This is a genomic window from Vibrio sp. NH-UV-68 (genome assembly GCF_042940635.1).
GTDB lineage: Bacteria > Pseudomonadota > Gammaproteobacteria > Enterobacterales > Vibrionaceae > Vibrio > Vibrio pacinii.
Window position 1 is genome coordinate 2,673,603 of the sequence record NZ_CP134975.1, and the last position, 22,013, is coordinate 2,695,615.

The window sequence follows — 22,013 nt, forward strand, 5'->3', positions numbered from 1 at the left end:
ATCCTTGACGTTAACAATACAGATCAATAGGATTTGACTATCAATAGGATTGATACAAGCAATTTTATTTAATCTAGCGTGCATGTGAATATACTTTCCGAAAGCAACGAACATTGCTCATCCAATAATTTAAAAGGAAAGTAACGAGATGATTAACACGAAAATCAAACCATTTAGCGCAACAGCATTCAAAAACGGCGAGTTTGTTGAAGTAACAGAACAAGATGTTTTGGGTAAATGGGCGGTATTCTTCTTTTACCCAGCAGACTTTACCTTCGTCTGTCCTACTGAACTAGGTGACCTAGCGGACCACTACGAAGAGCTACAAAAACGTGGCGTAGAAGTGTACTCAGTATCAACCGATACTCACTTCACTCATAAAGCGTGGCACGACAGCTCAGATACCATCGGTAAGATCAACTACTACATGCTTGGCGACCAAACAGGCAACATCACAAACAACTTCGGTGTGATGCGTGAAGGTCAAGGTCTTGCAGACCGTGCAACTTTCCTAATCGACCCAGAAGGTACTATCCAAGCAATGGAAATCACTGCTGAAGGTATCGGTCGTGACGCAGAAGACTTACTACGTAAAGTGAAAGCCGCTCAATATGTAGCAGCGCATCCAGGTGAAGTTTGCCCTGCGAAATGGAAAGAAGGCGAAGAGACGCTCGCACCATCACTAGACCTAGTTGGCAAAATCTAAGCCACTGATTGTACACGCTAAGCGCGCATTGAGTTCCTAGCTAGCTTAGCGTCTAAATAAGAGAGCATTCCAGGTTAGATACCTTGACGACCTTCGGCCTGGTTTGCTCTCTCCTCAATTGTTTTTATCCAGCATAATCATTAAAAGGTATGTAACCCATGCTAGACCAAGCTATTGAACAACAACTAAAACAATATCTAGCCAACGTAAAAGAAGATGTTCGTCTAGTGGTTAGCCTAGATGAAAGCAAAGCGTCAAATGACATCCTATCGCTTGCCAACCAAATTGCAGAGCTGAGTGACTTTATCACCGTGGTTCGTGACGACTCAGCAAGTAAGCGTAAGCCAGTAATGACGGTGTCTAACCCGAGTAAGAGCACAGCGCTTAGATTTGCTGGCCTGCCAATGGGACACGAGTTTACCTCGTTGGTTCTTGCGCTACTCCACTCTGGCGGCCATCCAATCAAACTAGAGCCGGAAGTGATCAAGCAAATCGCAGCACTAGACAAAGAGCTAGAGGTAGAAGTCTTTATTTCTCTGTCGTGTCAGAACTGTCCTGACGTGGTGCAAGCCTTCAACATGATGGCGGCAATCAACCCGAAAGTAAAAGCAACCATGATCGACGGTGCACTGTTCCAAGATGAAGTGAAGCAACGCGAGATCATGGCAGTACCAAGCGTATTCGTGAACGGCGAGCTCTTTGGCCAAGGCCGTATGTCTTTAACTGAAATTCTAAACAAAGTGGATGACAGTGCGAGTGAGAAAGCAGCGAAAACACTGAATGAAAAAGCTCCATACGATGTACTTGTTGTTGGTGGTGGTCCTGGTGGTAGCGCTGCAGCACTATACGCCGCTCGTAAAGGTATTCGCACCGGTATAGTAGCAAAACGCTTTGGTGGTCAGGTGATGGACACGATGGCAATTGAGAATTTCATCTCGGTAAAGCGCACTGAAGGCCCAAAACTGGCAACCGATCTCGCCGAGCACCTAAAAGAATACGAAGTAGATGTCGTGACTGAGCAGCAAGCCAATAAGCTAATGGGCGCAGCCCACACTGATGATGGTTTGATCCACATTCAACTTGAAAGTGGCGCAACGCTGAAAAGTAAGAGTGTCATCCTAAGCCCAGGTGCACGCTGGCGTGAAATGAACGTTCCGGGTGAGCAAGAGTACCGCAACAAAGGCGTGGCTTACTGCCCACACTGTGACGGTCCTCTATTCAAAGGCAAAAAAACTGCCGTTATCGGCGGAGGTAACTCAGGTATCGAAGCGGCTATTGACCTAGCTGGTATCGTTGAGCACGTAACGGTTCTTGAGTTTGCTGATGTACTGCGCGCAGACCAAGTACTGATTGATAAAGCCAACTCACTACCAAATGTAGACATCATCACAATGGCTCAAACTACTGAAGTGGTTGGTGATGGCAAACGCGTAACTAGTTTGAAATACAAAGACCGCAACACAGATGAAATCAAACAAATTGAACTGTCAGGTATCTTTGTTCAAATCGGTTTAGTGCCAAACACAGAATGGCTCAAAGATTCTGACGTCAAACTGTCACAGCGCGGAGAGATCGAAGTTGGTCACCATGGCGAAACAAGCCTAGAGGGTGTATTTGCCGCTGGCGATGCAACCACCGTACCTTATAAACAGATCATTATCGCGATGGGTGAAGGGGCAAAAGCAAGCTTAGGCGCCTTTGATTACCTGATTCGCAAACAAAACTAGTGATCCATGTGACGACAACTTAAGTACTAAATTACTGTCTATGCACTAAACTTAAAACCAACAATCTGTGATTGTTGGTTTTTGTCTATTTTTCCCATCCCAAAAGTACCACAGACAAATAAGCGGAAACTACTATGCTCAAACTCGACCAAGAATTGTCTTTTACGCAAAAGACGTTGGTAATCACAATCCCATTGGTGGTGCTATCAGTGGTCTATTTCTTTAGGTACGGCTTTTCAACCATCGACCTTGTGATCACCGCGGCTCTGTTTGCTGCAGTATTGATCGTTAACCAATTTCACCACGCTCGCTACCTGCTGCCATACCTCATCTATGGCTTTGTCGCCCTACACATAGATCAAGCCTCTGGAGATATCATGCTTCATTTCGAGGTCTTTATTCTGCTCGCTTTGATGATGTTGTTTAACGACTGGTTGATGGTACTACACGCGCTTGTTGCCGCAGCCGTGCATCATGTTATGTTTTTTTGGTTACAAAGCTCAGGTTACGGCGTTTATATCTTTCCGCCGAACAGCAGTTTCATGATGGTCATTGAGCACTGTTTGTATGCCATTTTCCAAGCTTCTATTTCGATCTATGCGTGCATCAACCTGAATAGAAATTTACAAAGGCTGGCGTATGTTAATCATACTGTGGGTCAAGTAGTCCAGCAGTCCTCATTTAACCTTGATGTAGAATTAGAAGATCGCGACCCATTTTATCAACGCTTCAATCAGATTATTCTCCAATTGCAACAAACCGCACGCATTCAACGCCAAGCGGTGCAAGAGCTGACTCAAGTCTCGGAAACGTTTATCGACAAAACTGCCAATATTGATGGGGAAATTTCTCGCAATAGCGAAACCATTCAGCAAGTGTCATTAACGGTCTCAGAGATAAGTCACTCTTTTGCCGACGTGGCGCAAACAACTCAACAATGTCATCAAGGCGCACAAACCTCTGCCGATCTTTGTGTTGAAGCAATTGAAGAATCGGAGCAATGCAAAAGCCGCTTGCAACGGATGAACAATATTGTTGAGCAAACCCAAGGCAACATTACTCAAGTGGTCAGCAACGCCGATAGCATTCATAAAATTCTTGAAGCCATCACTAGCATCTCTCAACAAACCAATCTGTTAGCACTCAACGCTTCGATTGAAGCCGCGCGAGCTGGAGAGGCAGGGAGAGGGTTTGCTGTGGTTGCAGATGAAGTAAGGCAACTGGCCAATCGCACTAACAGCAGTGTAGAAGAGATCGGTTCATCGTTGAGTCAACTTGAGCAGGCGATCAAACTTTCTTCTGGCAATATCGATGACATGACCGAGTTTTCGCAACACGTCTATCAAGCAGTAGAAAGCATTATCAGCACCACTGAAAATATATCCCGCCATGTACTTACGGTGAATCAACAAATTGAACAAGTGGCTAACTCAGTCTCTGAGCAACATCAATCACTAGAAGGACTACAACACAACATGTCTGAAGTGTCCCAATCGAGCTCGGTTATTGCTCAACAATCTGATGCTCAGAATACTTCGATCACCGCACTTGCTCAGTCGACGGAAAGTCTGTCACAACTCAGCCAACGCTTTAAGATCACCTAATAAAATGCCCCGCTATGTCGGCGGGGCATTTTATGATTATTTGAGGTGAAAGATTTGTTCGGTTTCGAGACCAGTCATTTTGCGCACTTGACGCCAAACGTAATAGAAAATACCAATCATCATCAACATACTAGGAATCGCAATCATCGGGTAGCTGTACAGCGTCAATTTACCTAGTTGCTCGTTGAACTCTGCAGTACCCGCCGGGCTAGTGACGATCCAAGTGGCGAGAAAATAGTTCATCGCTGATGAAAAGATAAAAGTACTCGCAAACAGGTAATTTGAGATCGTCAAACAGCGTTCAAAATTACCCTCATTGCCCGCCTCTGATAAACGCTGTTGAATCAACGCAAGGTTTAATACCGTATCGTTGAAAAGCATTTTTTTGACGATTGGGTAGCGCGTATAAGTCGAGACCAGCACAGCGATGCCAATCAAACCCGGGATCAAAGCTTCTTTTAATGCTAACCAACGCGTATCAAGCTCAAATAAACCAATACCGCCTGTTAACAACACACTGATGAATCCTAATGCTGCGATAAAGTTGAACTTCTTATGACGAATCAGCTCCATCGCACCATAACCTGCTGGGAAAGCCAACGCCACAGTCAGTGCCATTACGGTTCCTAGGTACTCATCACCACTGAGCTTCATCAAAATGATCGAAGGTAAGAAGACGTTGAAGACAACCTCAAACAAAGGGTTATTTTTTTTCGTTGCAGTGTTACTCATAATCATCCAATTTAAAGGCCATTTGATTTAGGCTACAGACCGGATTGTTCCTTTACTCAGACAAGATGTAAAGCCCCACTACCCTACTCAGTGTAACGACTTGTGACAGATCACAAACGAAGACAGAAGAGTTTAGCCTCATCTTCGTCGAGTCAAATTTATAGCTGAACAAAGTAAATACGGTGACAAAACAGTACGCTACCCCATGACAGAATCAGTTTAAACTGACTATTTATCGTGTACTTAGATATATAACTTGCCCTGTTGAGGAAGGTGAGTTGGGTAAACGAGCGCTAGCTTATAACGCGTCAATACTACGGACATTAGCAGCAAGTAGAACCACGATTCTCGAGGTTGAGTAAGTTGTGATAAACGGAAGATTGAACAAGCACTCCGGTCCTCACCATAAAAGAATCGATTTGCTTAGCCCTAAAACGACGAAAGGCCGCTATAAAAGCGACCTTTCTATGTATGGTACCGGTGGGCGGACTTGAACCGCCACGCCCGAAGGCAACGGATTTTGAATCCGTCGTGTATACCAATTTCACCACACCGGCATCTTGGGGCTTTGCCCTTTGATGATTGGCATTATACGTATGCGAGGCATTCGTGCAAGTGCAAAAGACTGAATTAATTGTCGTTTGCTGATAAAATCGCCACAAATCGATAAGCTGTGCGCAAGGTCTCTTTTCAGATTGAAAAAGAGACTATATTCTTTCGCCTTATTTTACTTTGGGTGAGCAACTTTTATGTCAACGATTGACTCTTTACCACCAGCAGGCCTATTACGCCGCTTAGGTGCACTTTTTTATGATGGATTAATTATTATTGCCGTCGAGATGATGGCGGCAGGAGTGGTGGTTGCCATACTGCACGCTTTAATGGCGATGGGGATATTTAGTGTCGGCAGCTACGCAGATGTGAGTGACTTTCTCACTAGCCATCCTATTTGGAGCCCGATTTATACCGCTTATCTTGCTTTTGTTTGGATCTACTTCTTCGTTTTTTTCTGGACTCGCGCAGGTCAAACGTTAGGAATGCGAGCGTGGAAATTACAACTGCGTAACCCTAACGGCAGTGCCATTTCAGTCACTCAGGCACTGATTCGTATTGGTACTTCGGGATTTGGCTTGGCCAACTTAACCGTACCACTAGACCCGAAAAAGCGTGGCTTCCACGATATTTGGGCGAAAACCGAAGTCGTGGTATTACCCCAAGCAAATTAACATGCAAAAAAAAGGAAGGGTAATCATCCCTTCCTTGCTTATTTACCGATGTAACTAGTCGATTTTAAGCTCTTTTAACATCGCTTCTGGAAGTGCAAGCTCATCGTTTTTATTGACTGAAATACCTGCCGCTAAAATCGCCTCAGCAATTTGCTTAGCTTCATCAAGCGAGTGCATCTCTGCCGTACCACATTGATACTCGTTGAGTTCTGGGATTTTATTTTGGCTTTCCACTTTAAGTACATCTTTCATCGCCGCTAACCAAGCGTCTGCCACTTGCTGCTCTTGAGGTGTACCGATTAGGCTCATATAAAATCCAGTACGACAGCCCATCGGTGAGATATCAATGATTTCAACATCATTACTGTTTAGGTGATTACGCATAAAGCCAGCATAGAGGTGCTCAAGTGTATGAATCCCTCTTTCAGATAAAATATCTTTATTTGGCGCAGTAAAGCGAAGATCAAACACCGTAATGGTATCCCCCTTTGGCGTTGTCATGGTTTTGGCAACACGAACTGCAGGTGCATTCATTCTTGTATGATCAACGGTAAAACTATCTAATAACGGCATTGTCCCTCTCCATTGTTCCAACCCATGCGGGCTGTCTCATTTGCTTGCTATTATTGTGCGGTTTACACCAAGTATGTGGTAAACCGCTATTCCTTGTTAACGCTCTATTTGCTGGGTAAGCGCTGCTATGCTTTTAAGTAGGTGAAATAGTTATCGAGGAAGTCATCAAAGCTGAGTGTATCGGCCGCTTCCGCTTCTGCCTGAGCCACACGAGAACGTTCAACCTCTTGCTCCATCACCTCAGCACTGTAAATACGATATTGATGGTCAAGATGTTGCAGACGATACTGATTACCGAACGTGCAACCGACTTTGCCTAATCCACCTAAGCGTTTGGTGTCTTCGAGTAACTGGGCTGAAATGGTCAATTGTGGGTTATCAATCCAGGTCAGTAGTTTTTCGCACACTTCTTGATAAGCATAGCCACCTTGCGCTTTATCCATACGCTCAGCAATTTGTGCGATTTCCACAAAGACACGTTTTGCCCACGCCTGTAGCGTCAACACTTCACCCTTACAGCCGATTTGCAGCTCTAGCCCCGGCTTACGCCCTTCTACAATGACCTTGTTCCAATTTTCACGCCAACAGGATTGCTCGCAGTAATCCATCGGCTCTGAATCGCTCAACGTAGCCCAAGCTAAGAAAAGATCTAAGAATCGAACCTGCTCTTCGGTAATTCCGACCGGGCTGTACGGGTTCACATCCAAAGCACGCACTTCGATATATTCCACCCCACCGCGCGCTAACGCTTCTGAGGGTTTCTCACCCGATTTAGCCACACGCTTTGGTCGAATCGGCGCATAAAGCTCATTTTCAATCTGTAAAACGTTACTGTTGAGCTGGCGATATTCGCCATCCACTTTAACGCCAATTTTAGCAAACTCTTGTGAAGGCGTACGGATGGCAGCGTTGAGACCATCTAGATACTCAGCCAAGCTGTTGAAACCAATTTTTAGCGAACTTTGCGCACTGTTGGTGTAACCCAGATCACTCATGCGTAATGATGTCGCGTATGGCAAATACAAGGTGCCGCCAATCGATTCAAATGGCAGCTTTGTCTCACGCCCTTGAATAAACGAGGAACACAGTGCCGGTGAAGCGCCAAAGAAGTATGGGATCAGCCAACCAAAGCGATAGTAATTTCGAATCAAACCAAAATAGGCTTGGGACTTACTCTCTTGACGTTCACGTTCGTTTTGCTCACCAAACAGTTGTTGCCAGAACGACTCTGGAAACGAAAAGTTGAAATGCACACCAGAGATAATTTGCATCAAGCTACCGTAGCGGCGTTTCAAGCCTTCACGGTAAAGCGTTTTCATTTTACCTGAGTTAGAACTGCCGTATTGCGCGAGATTAATATCATCTTCACTCCCCACATAACACGGCATCGATAGTGGCCACATTTTTTCCTGACCCAACTTAGTTTGGGTAAAGTGATGGATGTCTTCGAGCTGTGCGGTAAGCGTTGAGATCTCATGCGAGACAGGGGTAATAAATTCGAGCAACGACTCTGAAAAATCGGTCGTTATCCAATTGTTGGCATAAGCCGATCCTAACTCACTTGGATGGGGCGTTGTTGCTAGGTAACCATCTTGGTGGTAGCGCAAAGTTTCACGTTCTACGCCTCGTCCAAAACTCTTAAATACATCTGGGTTTTGTGCAACTCGCTCTAGTCGCGCAGCAAAATCAGTCAAAATGAGGTTCGCTTATATCAGAGGTTTGGTATCACTACCAAACTGGCTAAACAATTTATAAAGGGTGACTAACATCACCCTTAAGCTATGCACTACGTTATGTGTACTCTAACGGATGATTTCAAGCTCTTCTATCGGAATCTGTAAACTTTCTAGTTGAGGCTTTAAGCTTTTGGCATCACCAACAACGATAATTTGGTAGTCATCAGGATTAAACCACTTACTCGCTAACTGATTTAGTGTCTCTTGGTCTACCGTCTCAACAATTTCGTTTCGTTGCTTGAGGTAATCTTCATCCAAACTATAAGCAAGGATACTACCGAGTAGCCCCGCTTTCTGTGAAGGCGTTTCATACTTTAACGCATCTTGTTGACCGACCGCCAAACGCAAAAATTTCATCTCTTCTTCTGTCATCCCATTTTGACTGTATTGTGAAAGCTCTTTTTGCATCTCAATCACAGCGGGAACGGTCGCATCCGCACGAACTTGCGCAGAGAATACAATCGCACCCACCTCACGATTGGAGGCCAAATAACCGCTCGCACCATAGGTATAACCTTTGTCTTCACGCAAGTTCTGATTGATACGGCTATTAAAGTTTCCTGCCAAATTAAAGTTGGCCAACTGAGTCAAGTACACTTCCCCTGTCGCATCAAAAGGCAAACCTTGGCGAACCATGCGTACCACACTTTGCGGTGCGCTAGGCTTATCAATCAAGTAAATCTTTTGCGCTGGTAACAAGGGGACAGATTGCGGACGAAGTAAAGGCGCAACCTTACCTTTCCATTGTTCAATAAAGTGTAATTGCTGCTGGATCTGGCGCTTAGTAATATCACCCACTACTACGATTTGCGCCCCTTGCGGTGTGTAATGACGCTTATAAAACTGCTTAACATCTTGTAGCGTTAACTGTGAAACCGACGACTCGGTACCATCATTGGAACGCTGGTAAATCGTATTGGCAAACAGCACCTGCCTAGTCGCTTGAGACGCTAACCAGCTTGGTTGCTGATGTTGATAAACCAACCCTTCTAGCATCTGCTTCTGTAAACGGTCAAAATCTTGCTGACGAAAAGCGGGCTTAAACAACATCTCTTCAACAATATCAAGCGTCTCAGCAAGGTGCTTTTCAAGGCTAGACACCGATAACGTGGTGGTGTAGTTACCAGCGCTTACCGAGACACTACTGCCTAACGTATCTAAGCGTGCTTGGATCTGCTCCAAACTCGACTCAAGCGTCGCTTCCTCCATCATGGCTGCGGTTAAGTTCGCTAGCCCTTCTTTCCCTTTCTCCACATAACGCTCACCCGCTGGAAGACGTATTTCGATCTGTACGGTTGGCGTTTCAGAACTGACCGTGCCTAACACTTCAGCGCCATTATCGAAGTAGAGTCGATATAAGTCTGGCATCTCCGCTTTAACCGCTTGCGCAACTTCTGGCATCACCGAGCGGTCAAAGTCATCTATCGCTTTGGGATAAGAAAGTTGATCATCAGTAATTTTTTGATATTCAGGGAGTGTGCGTTGTGGTGTAACAAAATCTGCTGGCGCCGCAGCGAGTTCGGTTCGTCCTTTAGGAACCACACTCAAGGTCACTTTGTGATGACCGTTGAGAAACTGCTTATAAGCTGCCATAACCGAGTCTGGAGTAACCGCACGAATTTGTTCTAGTTGCGATTGAATACGGTCGGGCTGTGCAAAAAAGGTCTCGTTAGAGGCAAGCTGAGAGACTTTACCGCGCACACTTTGCAAGGCGAAAACCGCATTGGCTTCTGCCATGCCACTGATTTGTTCAAGACGTGGCTTATCGACGCCTTGCGCTTCAAATTCATTGAGTGTCTGCAGTAGTTCTTGATAAAGCGGTTGCAGCGCGCCTTGTTCACCTGATGGCGCCATGGCGTACACATAGAAGGTACACGCTAACTCGGCACAATCTTGAAATGCACCAGCATCGACCGCTTTCTGAGTTTTGACCAACTTTTGATAGAGCAAGCTATTCGCGCCACTGCCAAGTACATTCGCCAACGCATTCAATGACGCTTGCTGCTCTGCACCGTTGTATACCGTCGGCCAGCCCATCAGTAGCATTGGTTGTTGAATTCGATCTTCAAGCGTTACATAGCGGTCTTGGTTTAGGGTCGCTGGCTGTTTAGGTGCTTGTTCTACCGCCGGTCCTGTTGGAATAGAACCAAAATACTGGTTAATCCATTCAAGCGTTTGCTCAACATCAATATCACCACCAATCGTCAGTACCGCGTTGTTCGGTCCGTACCAACGTAAGAAAAAGGCTTTAAGATCATTCACGTCGACGCGATCTAAATCTTCAACGTAGCCGATAGTTTGCCATGAATATGGGTGACCTTCGGCGTACATCGCCTCAGCCATTTTTTCCCACATTAAACCGTAAGGGCGATTATCGTAATTTTGCGCACGTTCGTTTTTGACCGTATCACGTTGTATTTCAAACTTACGTTGCGATACTGCATCGAGTAAAAAGCCCATTCGGTCAGACTCGAGCCACAGCATCTTCTCAAGTTGGTTAGCGGGCACGGTTTCAAAGTAATTGGTGCGATCTCGGTTGGTGGTGCCATTTAATGTCCCCCCAGCCTCAGTAATAATTTTAAAATGTTGTTGATCGCCAACATTTTCGCTGCCTTGGAACATCATATGTTCAAAGAAATGAGCAAAGCCTGATTTGCCAACCTCTTCACGAGCCGAGCCCACATGATAAGTAACATCAACATGCACCAAAGGATCGGAGTCATCCGGAGAAAGGATCACCGTTAAACCGTTATCCAATTGGTATTTAGTATAGGGAATCATTGCCTGGCCCGATTGCGCCTCTACCTCTTCGATCAGAGTAACGCCTGTCGGCAATGAAGAAAAAAACGGCACTGAGGTTAACGTATTTGCAGAGCAACCATAAAGTGCAACCAGAGAAACAGCGCCAAGCCAAAACTTTCTCATGACATCCCCTTAGAAAAAACCAAAATAAACGGCAGACAGTACACTGTAGCGAAGCGCCTTGCCGATAAGAATGAGCCACAAACATGGCCAAAAACGCATTCGCAGCCAACCAGCCGCCAAACACAGTGGATCCCCAATAACGGGTAACCAACTCAAAAGAAGCGTCCAATAACCGTATTTATTGAGCCACAATAATGCTTTATGACCCTGTTTTTCTTTCTGAGTTCGATTGGGTAGCCATAAACCGAGCCAATAATTGGTTAGCCCTCCGAGGGTATTGCCCACGGTAGCGACGATAATAGTCGTCGAAGTCGCATATTGATTGAGACTTAGTGTTGCGATTAACCCCGCTTCAGAGCCGCCGGGCAGTAAAGTGGCACTGAGGAACCCACTGAAAAAAAGAACCCACAGTGCCGAATCAGAAAACCACAGAGCGAAAGATTCAAAAGCGCTGTTAAACGCTGCTAGCATTGCATATCAAGTAAGATCTTGCCCCGCGTATGACCCGTTTCTATTTGCTTGTGGGCCTCAGCGACCTGATCGAGTGGATAGATGTGTTGAATCTCGGTTTTCACCAATCCAACACTAACCATGTAAAGTAGCGCATCTAGCTGTTCGGGATTAGGATCAACCAGCATCCCTGTCGCCTTAAAGCCGAGTAGTTTGGCTTTTTCACAGATAAGCTCAGCACTGAGCGTAGGTACGGTAACCACGGTGCCGCCATCCTTTAAACAGTTCAAGGCATCAAGTGCCGCGTCTCCACCGACAAGGTCAATCAATACATCTGCCTCTTCGACACGTTCAGAAACAGGCGAAAATTTATAGTTAACTGCATGAGCGCCCAAGGTCGCCATGTAATCGAGGTTCGCTTCGCTACAAGTGGTAAAGACTTCGGCTTTTGCCGCGATAGCAACCTGAATCGCTATATGGCCGACACCGCCTGCCCCAGCTAAGATAAGTACACGCATCCCCTCTTTAACGCCAGCTTTGTCTAACGCTTGCACCGCGGTTTGCCCTGCGAGTGGCAATGCAGCGGCCGCTTCGAGTGTGATCGCATTTGGGACCAAACTGAGCGCACTTTCAGACACCGAGAGGTATTGGCTATAACCGCCACCTTGCAATGGAAAACCAATAAAGCCCGCCACCTTATCACCAATATTAAAACGCTCAGCTTGCGACCCCACCGAGATTATCTCACCAGAGATATCATAACCGGGCACCCAAGGGAGGTTGTCTTTATTTTCTGACGCTGCCCACCCTAAGCCAGCACGCGTTTTGACATCGATAGGATTTACACCCGAGAAGTGAACTTTCACCACCACTTCGCCAACTAAAGGTTCAGGAATAGGTGACACTTGAGTAACAAGGACGTCGGGATCACCAAATTGAGAGATTGCGATTTGTTTGTTTTCCATGTGTTCATTTCCCTATCGATATAAAAAAAGGGATGCGATAGCATCCCTTTGAATATATACCATTTATTACACGGTGTTGACCACTTGAGTGTAAATTAATCAACCGCTCACATTTACGTTAAGCTAGCCAACCAAGGCAAGTAAAACCCCCGCAGCAACCGCTGAGCCAAGTACGCCGGCCACATTCGGGCCCATTGCGTGCATCAACAAGAAGTTTTGTGGGTTTGCTTCAAGACCGACTTTATTCACCACACGGGCAGCCATTGGCACCGCAGAGACACCTGCCGCACCAATCAGTGGGTTGATGTCTTCTTTTGACAGCTTGTTGAGTAGCTTGGCCATCAACACACCGCCAGCAGTACCGATACTGAATGCGACCGCACCCAGTGCCAAGATGCCTAAAGTTTCGATATTAAGAAACTCTTCCGCTTGCAGTTTTGAGCCGACACCAAGTCCTAAAAAGATAGTGACAATGTTGATCAGTTCATTTTGCGCTGTTTTCGATAAACGCTCAACAACACCAGCTTCACGCATCAGGTTGCCAAGACAGAACATACCGACCAGTGGTGTGGCTGCTGGCAGGAACAAAATCGTCATCAATAATACGGCGAGAGGAAAAAGGATCTTCTCAGCCTTACCAACGTGGCGCAGCTGCGCCATTTTGATCTTGCGCTCTTCAGGGCTCGTCAACGCCTTCATGATCGGCGGCTGAATAATCGGCACTAATGCCATGTAGCTGTACGCAGCAACAGCGATTGCACCGAGTAGATCCGGTGACAACTGACTAGCGAGGAATATCGCCGTCGGGCCATCGGCACCACCAATGATCGCAATCGAAGCCGCATCTGCCATGCTAAATTCCATACCTGGAACATAATTCAGCAAGATCGCGCCAAACAGAGTCGCAAAGATACCAAACTGCGCAGCAGCGCCTAGCCACAAGGTTTTCGGATTCGCAATCAAAGCACCAAAGTCGGTCATTGCCCCCACGCCCATAAAGATAAGCAGAGGGAAAATACCCGACTCAATCCCTACGTAATAAACGTAGTAAAGCAAGCCACCTTCGTCTGTAAAGCCTGCATTAGGGATATTGGCTAAGATCGCACCAAAGCCGATCGGTAACAGTAGTAGTGGTTCAAAGCCTTTTCGAATCGCCAAAAACAGCAATAGACAGCCAACGAAGATCATACAGATCTGGCCGAACTCAAAGTTAGCGATCCCTGTCTCTGACCATAAGATCATTAATCCTTCCATGAGACTCCCTTACGCTAAACTGAGTAGAGGAGAGCCCACAGTGACAGAATCACCCTCTTTAACGTGAAGATCTTGCACGATACCGCCGCGAGCAGCGCGGACTTCCGTTTCCATCTTCATCGCTTCAAGGATCAATAACACATCACCCTCTTCAACTTGAACACCACTTTGCACATTGACTTTAAAGATGTTGCCTGCAAGCGGTGCTGGCACCATTTCCGAATTACCAGCTGGCGCCACTGAGGCAGTTTGTGGTGCTTCTGAAGCGGAAGCCGCGACAGACGTCAGTTGACCTTGTGGGCCGACCTCAACATCGTACACTTGACCATCCACTTTAACGCTGTAAGTCTCGATTCCACCTTGAGCGACAGGGGCAGCTGCAACTGGCTCTTCAAGCCCTGGAGCTGGCTCAAACGCTTCTGGGTTGTGACGATTTTTCAGGAATTTGAGGCCCACTTGTGGGAACAGTGCATAAGTTAACACGTCATCGACAGTATCTTCTGCTAACGAGATACCTTCTGCTTTGGCTTTCGCTAACAGCTCGTCTGTCAACATCGCCATTTCTGCATCAAGCAAGTCAGCCGGACGACAAGTAATTGCCTCACCACCATTGAGCACTTTCGCTTGTAGCTCAGGGTTCAGTTCAGCTGGCGCGACGCCATACTCACCTTTAAGAACCCCAGCGGTCTCTTTGGTGATGCTCTTATAGCGCTCACCAGTTAAAACATTGATCACCGCTTGAGTCCCGACGATCTGTGAGGTCGGAGTCACCAAAGGAATATAACCGAGGTCTTTACGTACACGAGGGATCTCTTCGAGTACTTCATCAAGTCGGTCAGCCGCGCCTTGCTCTTTGAGCTGCCCTTCCATATTGGTCAACATGCCACCGGGAACCTGAGCGATCAAGATACGGGAATCGACGCCTTTAAGCTGACCTTCGAACTTAGCGTATTTCTTGCGAACTTCACGGAAATAAGCCGCTATCGGTTCAATCTGATCGAGATTAAGGTTGGTATCACGCTCGGTCCCTTGCAGCATCGCTACTACGGTTTCGGTTGGCGTATGGCCATAAGTACAGCTCATTGAAGAAATGGCAGTATCGAGAATATCAATCCCCGCTTCTACCGCTTTTAACGCTGTCGCCGTCGATAGACCCGTAGTGGCATGACAATGAAGCGCAAGTGGGACATCACAAGATGACTTAATACGTGAAATCAGCTCCTCGGCTTCATAAGGCTTAAGCAGTCCTGACATATCTTTGATACACAGTGAGTGACAGCCTAAATCTTCCAGACGCTTGGCAAGATCCACCCAAGTCTCGGTGTTATGTACAGGACTGGTCGTATATGACAGAGTGCCCTGTGCATGCGCACCGACATCAACCGTGGCTTTGACTGCTTGTTCAAAATTGCGTACATCGTTCATCGCATCAAAGATACGGAAGACATCCATACCATTGGCATGAGCTCGTTCAACAAACTTTTCGACGACATCGTCGGCGTAATGGCGGTAGCCCAATAAATTCTGACCACGCAGCAACATTTGCATTGGGGTGTTAGGCATTGCTTTCTTTAAGGCACGTAAACGCTCCCATGGGTCTTCACCCAAGAATCGAATACAGGCATCAAACGTAGCGCCGCCCCAAGTTTCGAGAGACCAGTAACCGATTTTATCCAGTTCCTCTGCGATAGGTAACATATCCTCTAGACGCATACGAGTCGCAAATAGCGACTGATGGGCGTCACGAAGGACCACGTCTGTTAAAGCGAGTGGTTTAGACATGCTCATTAACTCCTTTTAATCCTATCAAATGCTATTTAGCGGTAGACGCACGGTACTGGTGTACCGCAGCGGAAATGGCCGCAACGATTTGCGGGCTAACAGCAGAAGATGGTAATTGAACTTTGTTATTTTGATTAGGTGTCGCGATCGGCTGAGGTGCTTCTTCAGGCACCAGTTTTGACATCAACCGAACGAGGTAAACAAGAATAGTGAGGAAAATAAACACCACCGACATCCCCGTAAACATGAGGGTGGCAGCATCTACTAGCAGGCTTCCAATTGTATCCATTTTTGCATCCTTTCTTTGTCATTCTGACAACAGCATCGGCTATAGCTAAAAACATCATGTTTTATTGAAACGCTACGCTAACGTGAACCAAACTCAATCTGGCTTTCTGATGTACAGAACTCACAATAAATCCTGACAAGAGGTCTAGGATTATCTCGATTGGTTAAACTTTGTCAATTTTGTTTAAGGTGCTATTGAGGATAATGCACAAATCTAGGGAGTTATTCGTCACACAAATCACATAAATCTGTAATATCTCGCCAAACAAGCACAAATAACTGTGTGTTTTCTGACGTTAAGCTAAAAAGCACACTGATACTGCGATAGGCTTAAAAAAATTCAGAAATTGAGATGAAAAACAATAACTTGTAATTGATAGGTTTCAAAAATGTTAAGAGATGGTTAACAAAAAAGCCCTGCTATTGCTAGCAGGGCTTTTTTTTAATAAGTGGCGCGTCCTGGAGGATTCGAACCTCCGACCGCCTGGTTCGTAGCCAGGTACTCTATCCAGCTGAGCTAAGGACGCGCAGTTTTCGATATCAACGATAGTCAATATCAGGATCGCTATTGATACAAAAGAAACCCTAAAGAGTGGCGCGTCCTGGAGGATTCGAACCTCCGACCGCCTGGTTCGTAGCCAGGTACTCTATCCAGCTGAGCTAAGGACGCGCAGTTTCGATATCAACGTTAGTCAATATCAGGATCTCTGTTGATACAAAAGAAACCCTAAAGAGTGGCGCGTCCTGGAGGATTCGAACCTCCGACCGCCTGGTTCGTAGCCAGGTACTCTATCCAGCTGAGCTAAGGACGCGCAGTTTCGATATCAACGTTAGTCAATATCAGGATCTCTGTTGATACAAAAGAAACCCTAAAGAGTGGCGCGTCCTGGAGGATTCGAACCTCCGACCGCCTGGTTCGTAGCCAGGTACTCTATCCAGCTGAGCTAAGGACGCGCAATTTTTGATATCGACCTATGGTCAATATCAGGATATCTGTTGATACAAAAGAAACCCTAAAGAGTGGCGCGTCCTGGAGGATTCGAACCTCCGACCGCCTGGTTCGTAGCCAGGTACTCTATCCAGCTGAGCTAAGGACGCGCAATGTTCTCTCAAATGAGAGTTGTGAAGCATATCACACTATCGTTCTTTAAAACAACAGAGCTTTAAAACAAAAAAATTGACCATAGGCCAATTAATGGCGGTGAGGGAGGGATTCGAACCCTCGATACGGCTACAAACCGTATACTCCCTTAGCAGGGGAGCGCCTTCAGCCTCTCGGCCACCTCACCGTTTATTCCTTGGTAAGGAATATGGCGCGTCCTGGAGGATTCGAACCTCCGACCGCCTGGTTCGTAGCCAGGTACTCTATCCAGCTGAGCTAAGGACGCACTATACTTTCTTGCTACAGAAAGTTGTTTTAAAGTTGTTCCTAAGAACAATTTTTCCTAAAAAAGGAAAAGCAAGAATGGCGGTGAGGGAGGGATTCGAACCCTCGATACGGCTACAAACCGTATACTCCCTTAGCAGGGGAGCGCCTTCAGCCTCTCGGCCACCTCACCGTCTTGCGGAGGCACATATTACGATTTACCAAAAATATGTCAAACATTTTCTTGGCAAAAATAGCAAAAAGTCTTTCAACCGTTGGCTATTTAATCAAAGCGACGTTAATTCGCTCTTTTTACTATCAATAGTCATTTTTTGAGCACAAAAAAGGCCGACAATGTGTCAGCCTCTTGATGTAATTAGTAATTGCCTGAAGGAGCGTTACCATTACCTTTTTCTGCTTGAATGCGCATGTAGATTTCTTCACGGTGAACCGACACTTCTTTCGGAGCGTTAACGCCGATGCGTACTTGGTTACCCTTTACGCCAAGAACAGTAACAGTGACTTCATCACCAATCATAAGAGTTTCGCCAACGCGGCGAGTTAAAATTAGCATTCTGTGCTCCTTGAGTAATCTCTGATTTATCTTGCTACTAGGCTATTATCTAACAAAAGTTATATTTTCGTAAACTCAATTATGGCTCGAATTTAACCCAAAAACGCTTGTTTTTGCTGACATTCGACAGCCTGCGCAGAAGTTATGTAAGCATCATGCAGTATGTTAGCCGCTTTGTCGACATATTCAGGTGACAGTACTAACATCAGTGAACGCACGTTTAGCGCATAATGCTCGACATCGATCCCCTGCTCTGTCAGTAGAGCATGTGACCTTTCGATCAATCCCTCGACCTGAAGGCCAACGGCCGTTAACAAGCTTACCGATTCACTATTACGGATTTTATCGTTGAAAACCAGTTCAAGCTTTGCATAAGCGTCGTGTTTTATCACCACACCTACCCATTCTGCATGCTCGATCACATTCCAGATAGCGACACCCAGCATTTGACACTGCTTCTTCAAGCTGGCCAGCGCTTCTTTTTCAATTTTGATCACACACATATCACGTTGAATCGCAAGACCGCAAATATCTGACTGACACTCTTCGCCTTTGACTAAACTGCCATCATCGGTGTTAAACGTCGACAGCACTCGCAAAGGCACATTGTTTTTCCATGCATATTGCACCGATGGCAAATGGAGTACTTTGGCACCTTTGCGCGCCATCTCTTCCATCGAAGGAAAATCAATCACCGTCAGTTTTTGCGCCGATTTGACGATGCGTGGATCGCAAGTATAAACGCCGTCCACATCGGTGAAAATTTGGCATTCATCGGCACGCAGCGCTCCGGCTAACGTAACCGCACTGGTGTCAGACCCGCCACGGCCAAGCGTGGTGATATCCCCATTATCATTGATACCTTGAAAACCCGCGACGATCACTATCTGATTTTGTTCTAATAGTGCTTCTATCGTCGACGTATCAATATGTTTAATCGTTGCATCATTGTGTTGATTGTCTGTCACAATGTTTGCTTGTGCTCCGGTAAGTGAGCGTGCAGCATAACCCAACTTATTTAGCGTCATTGCTAATAGGGCCATTGATACTTGCTCACCAGCAGAGAGCAAAACATCAAGTTCTCGCGCGGTGGGGACACTGTCGACTTGTTTCGCCAGTCCCATCAATCTATTTGTTTCGCCAGACATAGCAGAAACAACGACAACAACTTGATTACCATCATTTTTCGCCTTAATGATGTGTTCGGCAACCGTATGAATTCGTTCAATTGAACCCACCGACGTTCCGCCAAACTTTTGCACGATAAGGGGCTTTTTCACCAGTCTTCACCTTCCCAAGACCAAAGTCTCATTAGAGCTGCGACGATATTGATTCTGTTCGCAGTCGTTTAACACAAAGACCAAGTCGCCTAACGGAGCACGATTGAATTGCTCAATTAAACCACTTGGTCGCATAAAAAAATGACGCTCAACCAAAAACTGATTGAGCGTATTGATTACTTATTCCAATATTAGAGGCGCTCTTCAAGCCAAGGTTGAACCGTTTTGATTGCCGCCGGTAATGCTGCGACATCGGTACCACCCGCTTGAGCCATATCAGGTCGGCCGCCACCTTTACCACCGACTTGTTCTGCAACCATTTTCACCAAATCACCCGCTTTGACTTTGCCGGTCAGATCTTTAGTGACACCAGCAATCAGGCCAACTTTGTCGCCCGTGGCATTGGCAAGCAGTACAACCCCGCTCCCCATTTGGTTTTTAATATCATCAACCATGGTGCGTAGGTTTTTGCTGTCAGCGCCATTGAGTGCAGCAATAAGGACTTTCGTACCATTCACTTCGATGGTTTTGCCCATGATATTGGCACTTTCTGCAGCCGCCATCTTGTCTTTCAGCTTTTGCAGCTCTTTTTCTAATGCTTTGGCTTTTTGTGCCGACTCTGCCAGCTTCTCTTCGTACTTAGCGTTTTGTGCTTCAATCGCGTCTAGCGCCGCTTCGCCCGTCACCGCTTCGATACGGCGAACGCCTGCAGCTATACCGCTTTCAGAGATAATTTTGAACAGACCAATATCACCAGTGCTCGATGCATGGATACCGCCACACAGCTCGGTAGAAAAATCGCCCATCGATAGAACACGAACTTCGTCATCGTATTTCTCACCGAATAACGCCATGGCTCCTTTTTGCTTAGCCGACTCAATATCCATGATATTGGTTTCAATCACTAGGTTACGACGTACTTGTGCATTAACCAGACGCTCAACTTCTTTCAGTTCAGCCGGCGTGACCGCTTCAAGGTGAGAGAAGTCAAAACGAAGATTGTCGGCTTTAACTAAAGAGCCTTTCTGGGTAACGTGCTCACCAAGTACTTTGCGTAGCGCAGCATGTAATAAGTGCGTCGCTGAGTGGTTCAGTGAAATAGCGGCACGGCGCTCAGCATCAACGATCGCCGTCGCTTGGTCGCCTTTGGCCACAACACCTTCAGCTAATAGACCGTGATGAGCAATCGCATTACCCAGTCTTTGGGTATCTTTAACCTTAAATAGACCTGATTCGGTCTTAATCACTCCGGCATCACCACACTGGCCGCCTGACTCTGCGTAGAACGGCGTTTCACTAAGAATAAGGATCGCTTTATCGCCAGCAGATAACGACTCTACCGCGTCACCGTCAACAAAGATTTCTGCAACCGTACTGCTGCCTTCTGTGCCGGTGTAACCGCAGAATTCAGATTGGGCGTCAGTTTTTATTACCGCGTTATAATCAGTACCAAACTGGCCTGCTTCACGAGCTCGTTGACGCTGCGCTTCCATCGCTTTTTCGAAGCCTTGTTCGTCGATAGCAAAGTCACGTTCACGTGCAACATCATTGGTCAGATCAGCCGGAAAACCGTAAGTATCGTAAAGTTTGAACACCGTTTCACCGTCGAGCACTTTACCGTCTAATTCATCTAACGCTTCGTTAAGAATCGCCATACCACGCTCTAGCGTGCGACCGAAGTTCTCTTCTTCGATACGTAGTACTTTCTCAACAATGGCTTGTTGTCTCGCGAGTTCTTCACCCGCCGTACCCATAACATTGGCTAAAACACCAACGAGTTTATGGAAGAAGACACCATTGGCACCGAGCTTGTTTCCGTGACGGACCGCACGACGGATGATACGACGCAATACGTAGCCACGGCCTTCGTTTGACGGCATTACGCCATCTACGATAAGGAACGCACATGAACGGATGTGATCAGCCACAACGCGCAATGACTGGTTTGATAGATCATCATGACCAGTTACTTCCGCAGCGGCTTTAATCAAAGTTTGGAAAACATCGATTTCGTAGTTTGAGTGAACGCCCTGCATGATGGCAGAAATACGCTCAATGCCCATACCGGTATCAACCGACGGTTTTGGTAGCGGTTCCATCGTACCGTCTGCATGACGGTTAAACTGCATGAATACGTTGTTCCAGATCTCGATGAAACGGTCGCCATCTTCTTCTGGCGTACCAGGACGACCACCCCAAATGTGCTCACCATGATCATAGAAGATTTCAGTACATGGGCCACAAGGACCAGTATCACCCATTGTCCAGAAGTTATCAGACTCGTACTGCTTGCCGCCTTCTTTGTCACCAATACGAACAATGCGATCAGCTGGCACGCCGACTTTCTTGTTCCAGATCTCAAATGCTTCATCGTCTGTCTGGTAAACAGTAACGAGTAGGCGCTCTTTAGGTAGCTGTAGCGTCTCAGTCAGAAACTCCCAAGCAAACGCAATCGCGTCTTCTTTGAAGTAATCACCGAAGCTGAAATTACCGAGCATTTCGAAGAAGGTATGGTGACGAGCAGTGAAACCAACGTTTTCTAAATCGTTGTGTTTACCACCTGCACGTACACAACGCTGAGCCGTTGTTGCTCGAGTGTAGGCACGTTTTTCTGCGCCTAAGAAGCAATCTTTGAATTGGTTCATACCTGCGTTAGTAAATAGCAAGGTTGGGTCGTTATGCGGTACTAACGATGAACTTTCTACAATTTGGTGTCCTTTGCTCTCAAAGAATTTGAGGAACGCGTTACGAACCTCATCAGTGCTCATGTACATGCAGCTCTTCCTAAAAATAGTCGAGTTAGAATTTTGCGCTATTGTAGATCA

The 22,013-nt window shown here is 46.3% G+C and carries 16 protein-coding genes and 9 tRNA genes; 4 read left to right on the forward strand and 21 right to left on the reverse strand.

Features of this window, described 5'->3' with window-relative positions:
* Positions 1-148: 148 nt before the first annotated feature.
* The 3 genes from ahpC (at position 149) to ViNHUV68_RS12215 (ending at position 4,037) form a co-directional block, all read left to right on the forward strand.
* Positions 149-706: an alkyl hydroperoxide reductase subunit C gene (gene ahpC / locus ViNHUV68_RS12205; RefSeq protein ID WP_038176141.1), complete on the forward strand. Its 558-nt coding sequence runs from the start codon at positions 149-151 to the stop codon at positions 704-706.
* Positions 707-864: 158 nt separating this feature from the next.
* Entirely contained in the window at positions 865-2,433 is a 1,569-nt protein-coding gene (ahpF, locus tag ViNHUV68_RS12210; RefSeq protein ID WP_038176139.1) for an alkyl hydroperoxide reductase subunit F, read from the forward strand.
* Positions 2,434-2,567: 134 nt separating this feature from the next.
* Positions 2,568-4,037, forward strand: coding sequence for a methyl-accepting chemotaxis protein (locus tag ViNHUV68_RS12215; RefSeq protein ID WP_391088340.1), 1,470 nt, complete (start codon positions 2,568-2,570; stop codon positions 4,035-4,037).
* 36 nt (positions 4,038-4,073) lie between these two features.
* Here ViNHUV68_RS12215 and ViNHUV68_RS12220 read toward each other — a convergent pair whose 3' ends face one another.
* Both ViNHUV68_RS12220 and ViNHUV68_RS12225 read right to left on the reverse strand, forming a co-directional pair.
* Positions 4,074-4,769 carry a VC0807 family protein gene (locus ViNHUV68_RS12220; RefSeq protein ID WP_038176136.1) on the reverse strand — a complete coding sequence of 232 codons (696 nt, stop codon included), beginning with the start codon at positions 4,767-4,769 and terminating at the stop codon, positions 4,074-4,076.
* 472 nt (positions 4,770-5,241) lie between these two features.
* A tRNA-Leu gene (locus ViNHUV68_RS12225) sits at positions 5,242-5,326 on the reverse strand.
* A 192-nt stretch (positions 5,327-5,518) separates the two neighbouring features.
* Here ViNHUV68_RS12225 and ViNHUV68_RS12230 point away from each other — a divergent pair.
* Positions 5,519-5,995, forward strand: a complete 477-nt coding sequence (locus tag ViNHUV68_RS12230; protein ID WP_038176135.1) for an RDD family protein — start codon at positions 5,519-5,521, stop codon at positions 5,993-5,995.
* A gap of 54 nt (positions 5,996-6,049) precedes the next feature.
* Here ViNHUV68_RS12230 and luxS read toward each other — a convergent pair whose 3' ends face one another.
* From luxS to alaS, 19 genes are all read right to left on the reverse strand, one after another.
* Positions 6,050-6,568, reverse strand: a complete 519-nt coding sequence (gene luxS, locus ViNHUV68_RS12235; protein ID WP_038176134.1) for an S-ribosylhomocysteine lyase — start codon at positions 6,566-6,568, stop codon at positions 6,050-6,052.
* Positions 6,569-6,693: 125 nt separating this feature from the next.
* A complete protein-coding gene (gshA, locus tag ViNHUV68_RS12240; RefSeq protein ID WP_391088343.1) occupies positions 6,694-8,262 on the reverse strand; it encodes a glutamate--cysteine ligase in 1,569 nt (522 codons plus the stop codon).
* 108 nt (positions 8,263-8,370) lie between these two features.
* Positions 8,371-11,229 carry an insulinase family protein gene (locus ViNHUV68_RS12245; RefSeq protein WP_391088345.1) on the reverse strand — a complete coding sequence of 953 codons (2,859 nt, stop codon included), beginning with the start codon at positions 11,227-11,229 and terminating at the stop codon, positions 8,371-8,373.
* Between the two features lie 9 nt (positions 11,230-11,238).
* Positions 11,239-11,700 carry a YqaA family protein gene (locus ViNHUV68_RS12250; RefSeq protein WP_038176130.1) on the reverse strand — a complete coding sequence of 154 codons (462 nt, stop codon included), beginning with the start codon at positions 11,698-11,700 and terminating at the stop codon, positions 11,239-11,241.
* Complete coding sequence (locus ViNHUV68_RS12255) at positions 11,694-12,644, reverse strand: NADP-dependent oxidoreductase (protein ID WP_038176128.1); 951 nt, start codon at positions 12,642-12,644, stop codon at positions 11,694-11,696. Before ViNHUV68_RS12255 ends, ViNHUV68_RS12250 begins: the two co-directional genes overlap by 7 nt.
* Positions 12,645-12,767: 123 nt before the next feature.
* Positions 12,768-13,898, reverse strand: a complete 1,131-nt coding sequence (locus tag ViNHUV68_RS12260) for a sodium ion-translocating decarboxylase subunit beta (RefSeq protein WP_391088347.1) — start codon at positions 13,896-13,898, stop codon at positions 12,768-12,770.
* Between the two features lie 9 nt (positions 13,899-13,907).
* Positions 13,908-15,680, reverse strand: a complete 1,773-nt coding sequence (oadA, locus tag ViNHUV68_RS12265; protein ID WP_391088349.1) for a sodium-extruding oxaloacetate decarboxylase subunit alpha — start codon at positions 15,678-15,680, stop codon at positions 13,908-13,910.
* Between the two features lie 31 nt (positions 15,681-15,711).
* Positions 15,712-15,969: an oxaloacetate decarboxylase subunit gamma gene (locus tag ViNHUV68_RS12270; protein WP_038176123.1), complete on the reverse strand. Its 258-nt coding sequence runs from the start codon at positions 15,967-15,969 to the stop codon at positions 15,712-15,714.
* 449 nt (positions 15,970-16,418) lie between these two features.
* Positions 16,419-16,495 (reverse strand) — tRNA-Arg (locus ViNHUV68_RS12275).
* Positions 16,496-16,561: 66 nt separating this feature from the next.
* Positions 16,562-16,638 (reverse strand) — tRNA-Arg (locus ViNHUV68_RS12280).
* A 65-nt stretch (positions 16,639-16,703) separates the two neighbouring features.
* Positions 16,704-16,780 (reverse strand) — tRNA-Arg (locus ViNHUV68_RS12285).
* Positions 16,781-16,845: 65 nt separating this feature from the next.
* Positions 16,846-16,922, reverse strand: a tRNA-Arg gene (locus ViNHUV68_RS12290).
* A gap of 67 nt (positions 16,923-16,989) precedes the next feature.
* Positions 16,990-17,066 (reverse strand) — tRNA-Arg (locus ViNHUV68_RS12295).
* A 98-nt stretch (positions 17,067-17,164) separates the two neighbouring features.
* Positions 17,165-17,257 (reverse strand) — tRNA-Ser (locus ViNHUV68_RS12300).
* Between the two features lie 22 nt (positions 17,258-17,279).
* A tRNA-Arg gene (locus ViNHUV68_RS12305) sits at positions 17,280-17,356 on the reverse strand.
* Between the two features lie 78 nt (positions 17,357-17,434).
* Positions 17,435-17,527, reverse strand: a tRNA-Ser gene (locus tag ViNHUV68_RS12310).
* 183 nt (positions 17,528-17,710) lie between these two features.
* On the reverse strand, positions 17,711-17,908 hold the full coding sequence (csrA, locus tag ViNHUV68_RS12315; protein WP_038175355.1) for a carbon storage regulator CsrA: 198 nt from the start codon (positions 17,906-17,908) through the stop codon (positions 17,711-17,713).
* A gap of 92 nt (positions 17,909-18,000) precedes the next feature.
* Positions 18,001-19,188: an aspartate kinase gene (locus tag ViNHUV68_RS12320; protein ID WP_391088352.1), complete on the reverse strand. Its 1,188-nt coding sequence runs from the start codon at positions 19,186-19,188 to the stop codon at positions 18,001-18,003.
* Between the two features lie 191 nt (positions 19,189-19,379).
* Positions 19,380-21,962 (reverse strand): alanine--tRNA ligase, encoded by a 2,583-nt coding sequence (alaS, locus tag ViNHUV68_RS12325; RefSeq protein WP_391088354.1) that lies wholly within the window; start codon positions 21,960-21,962, stop codon positions 19,380-19,382.
* Positions 21,963-22,013: the final 51 nt, after the last annotated feature.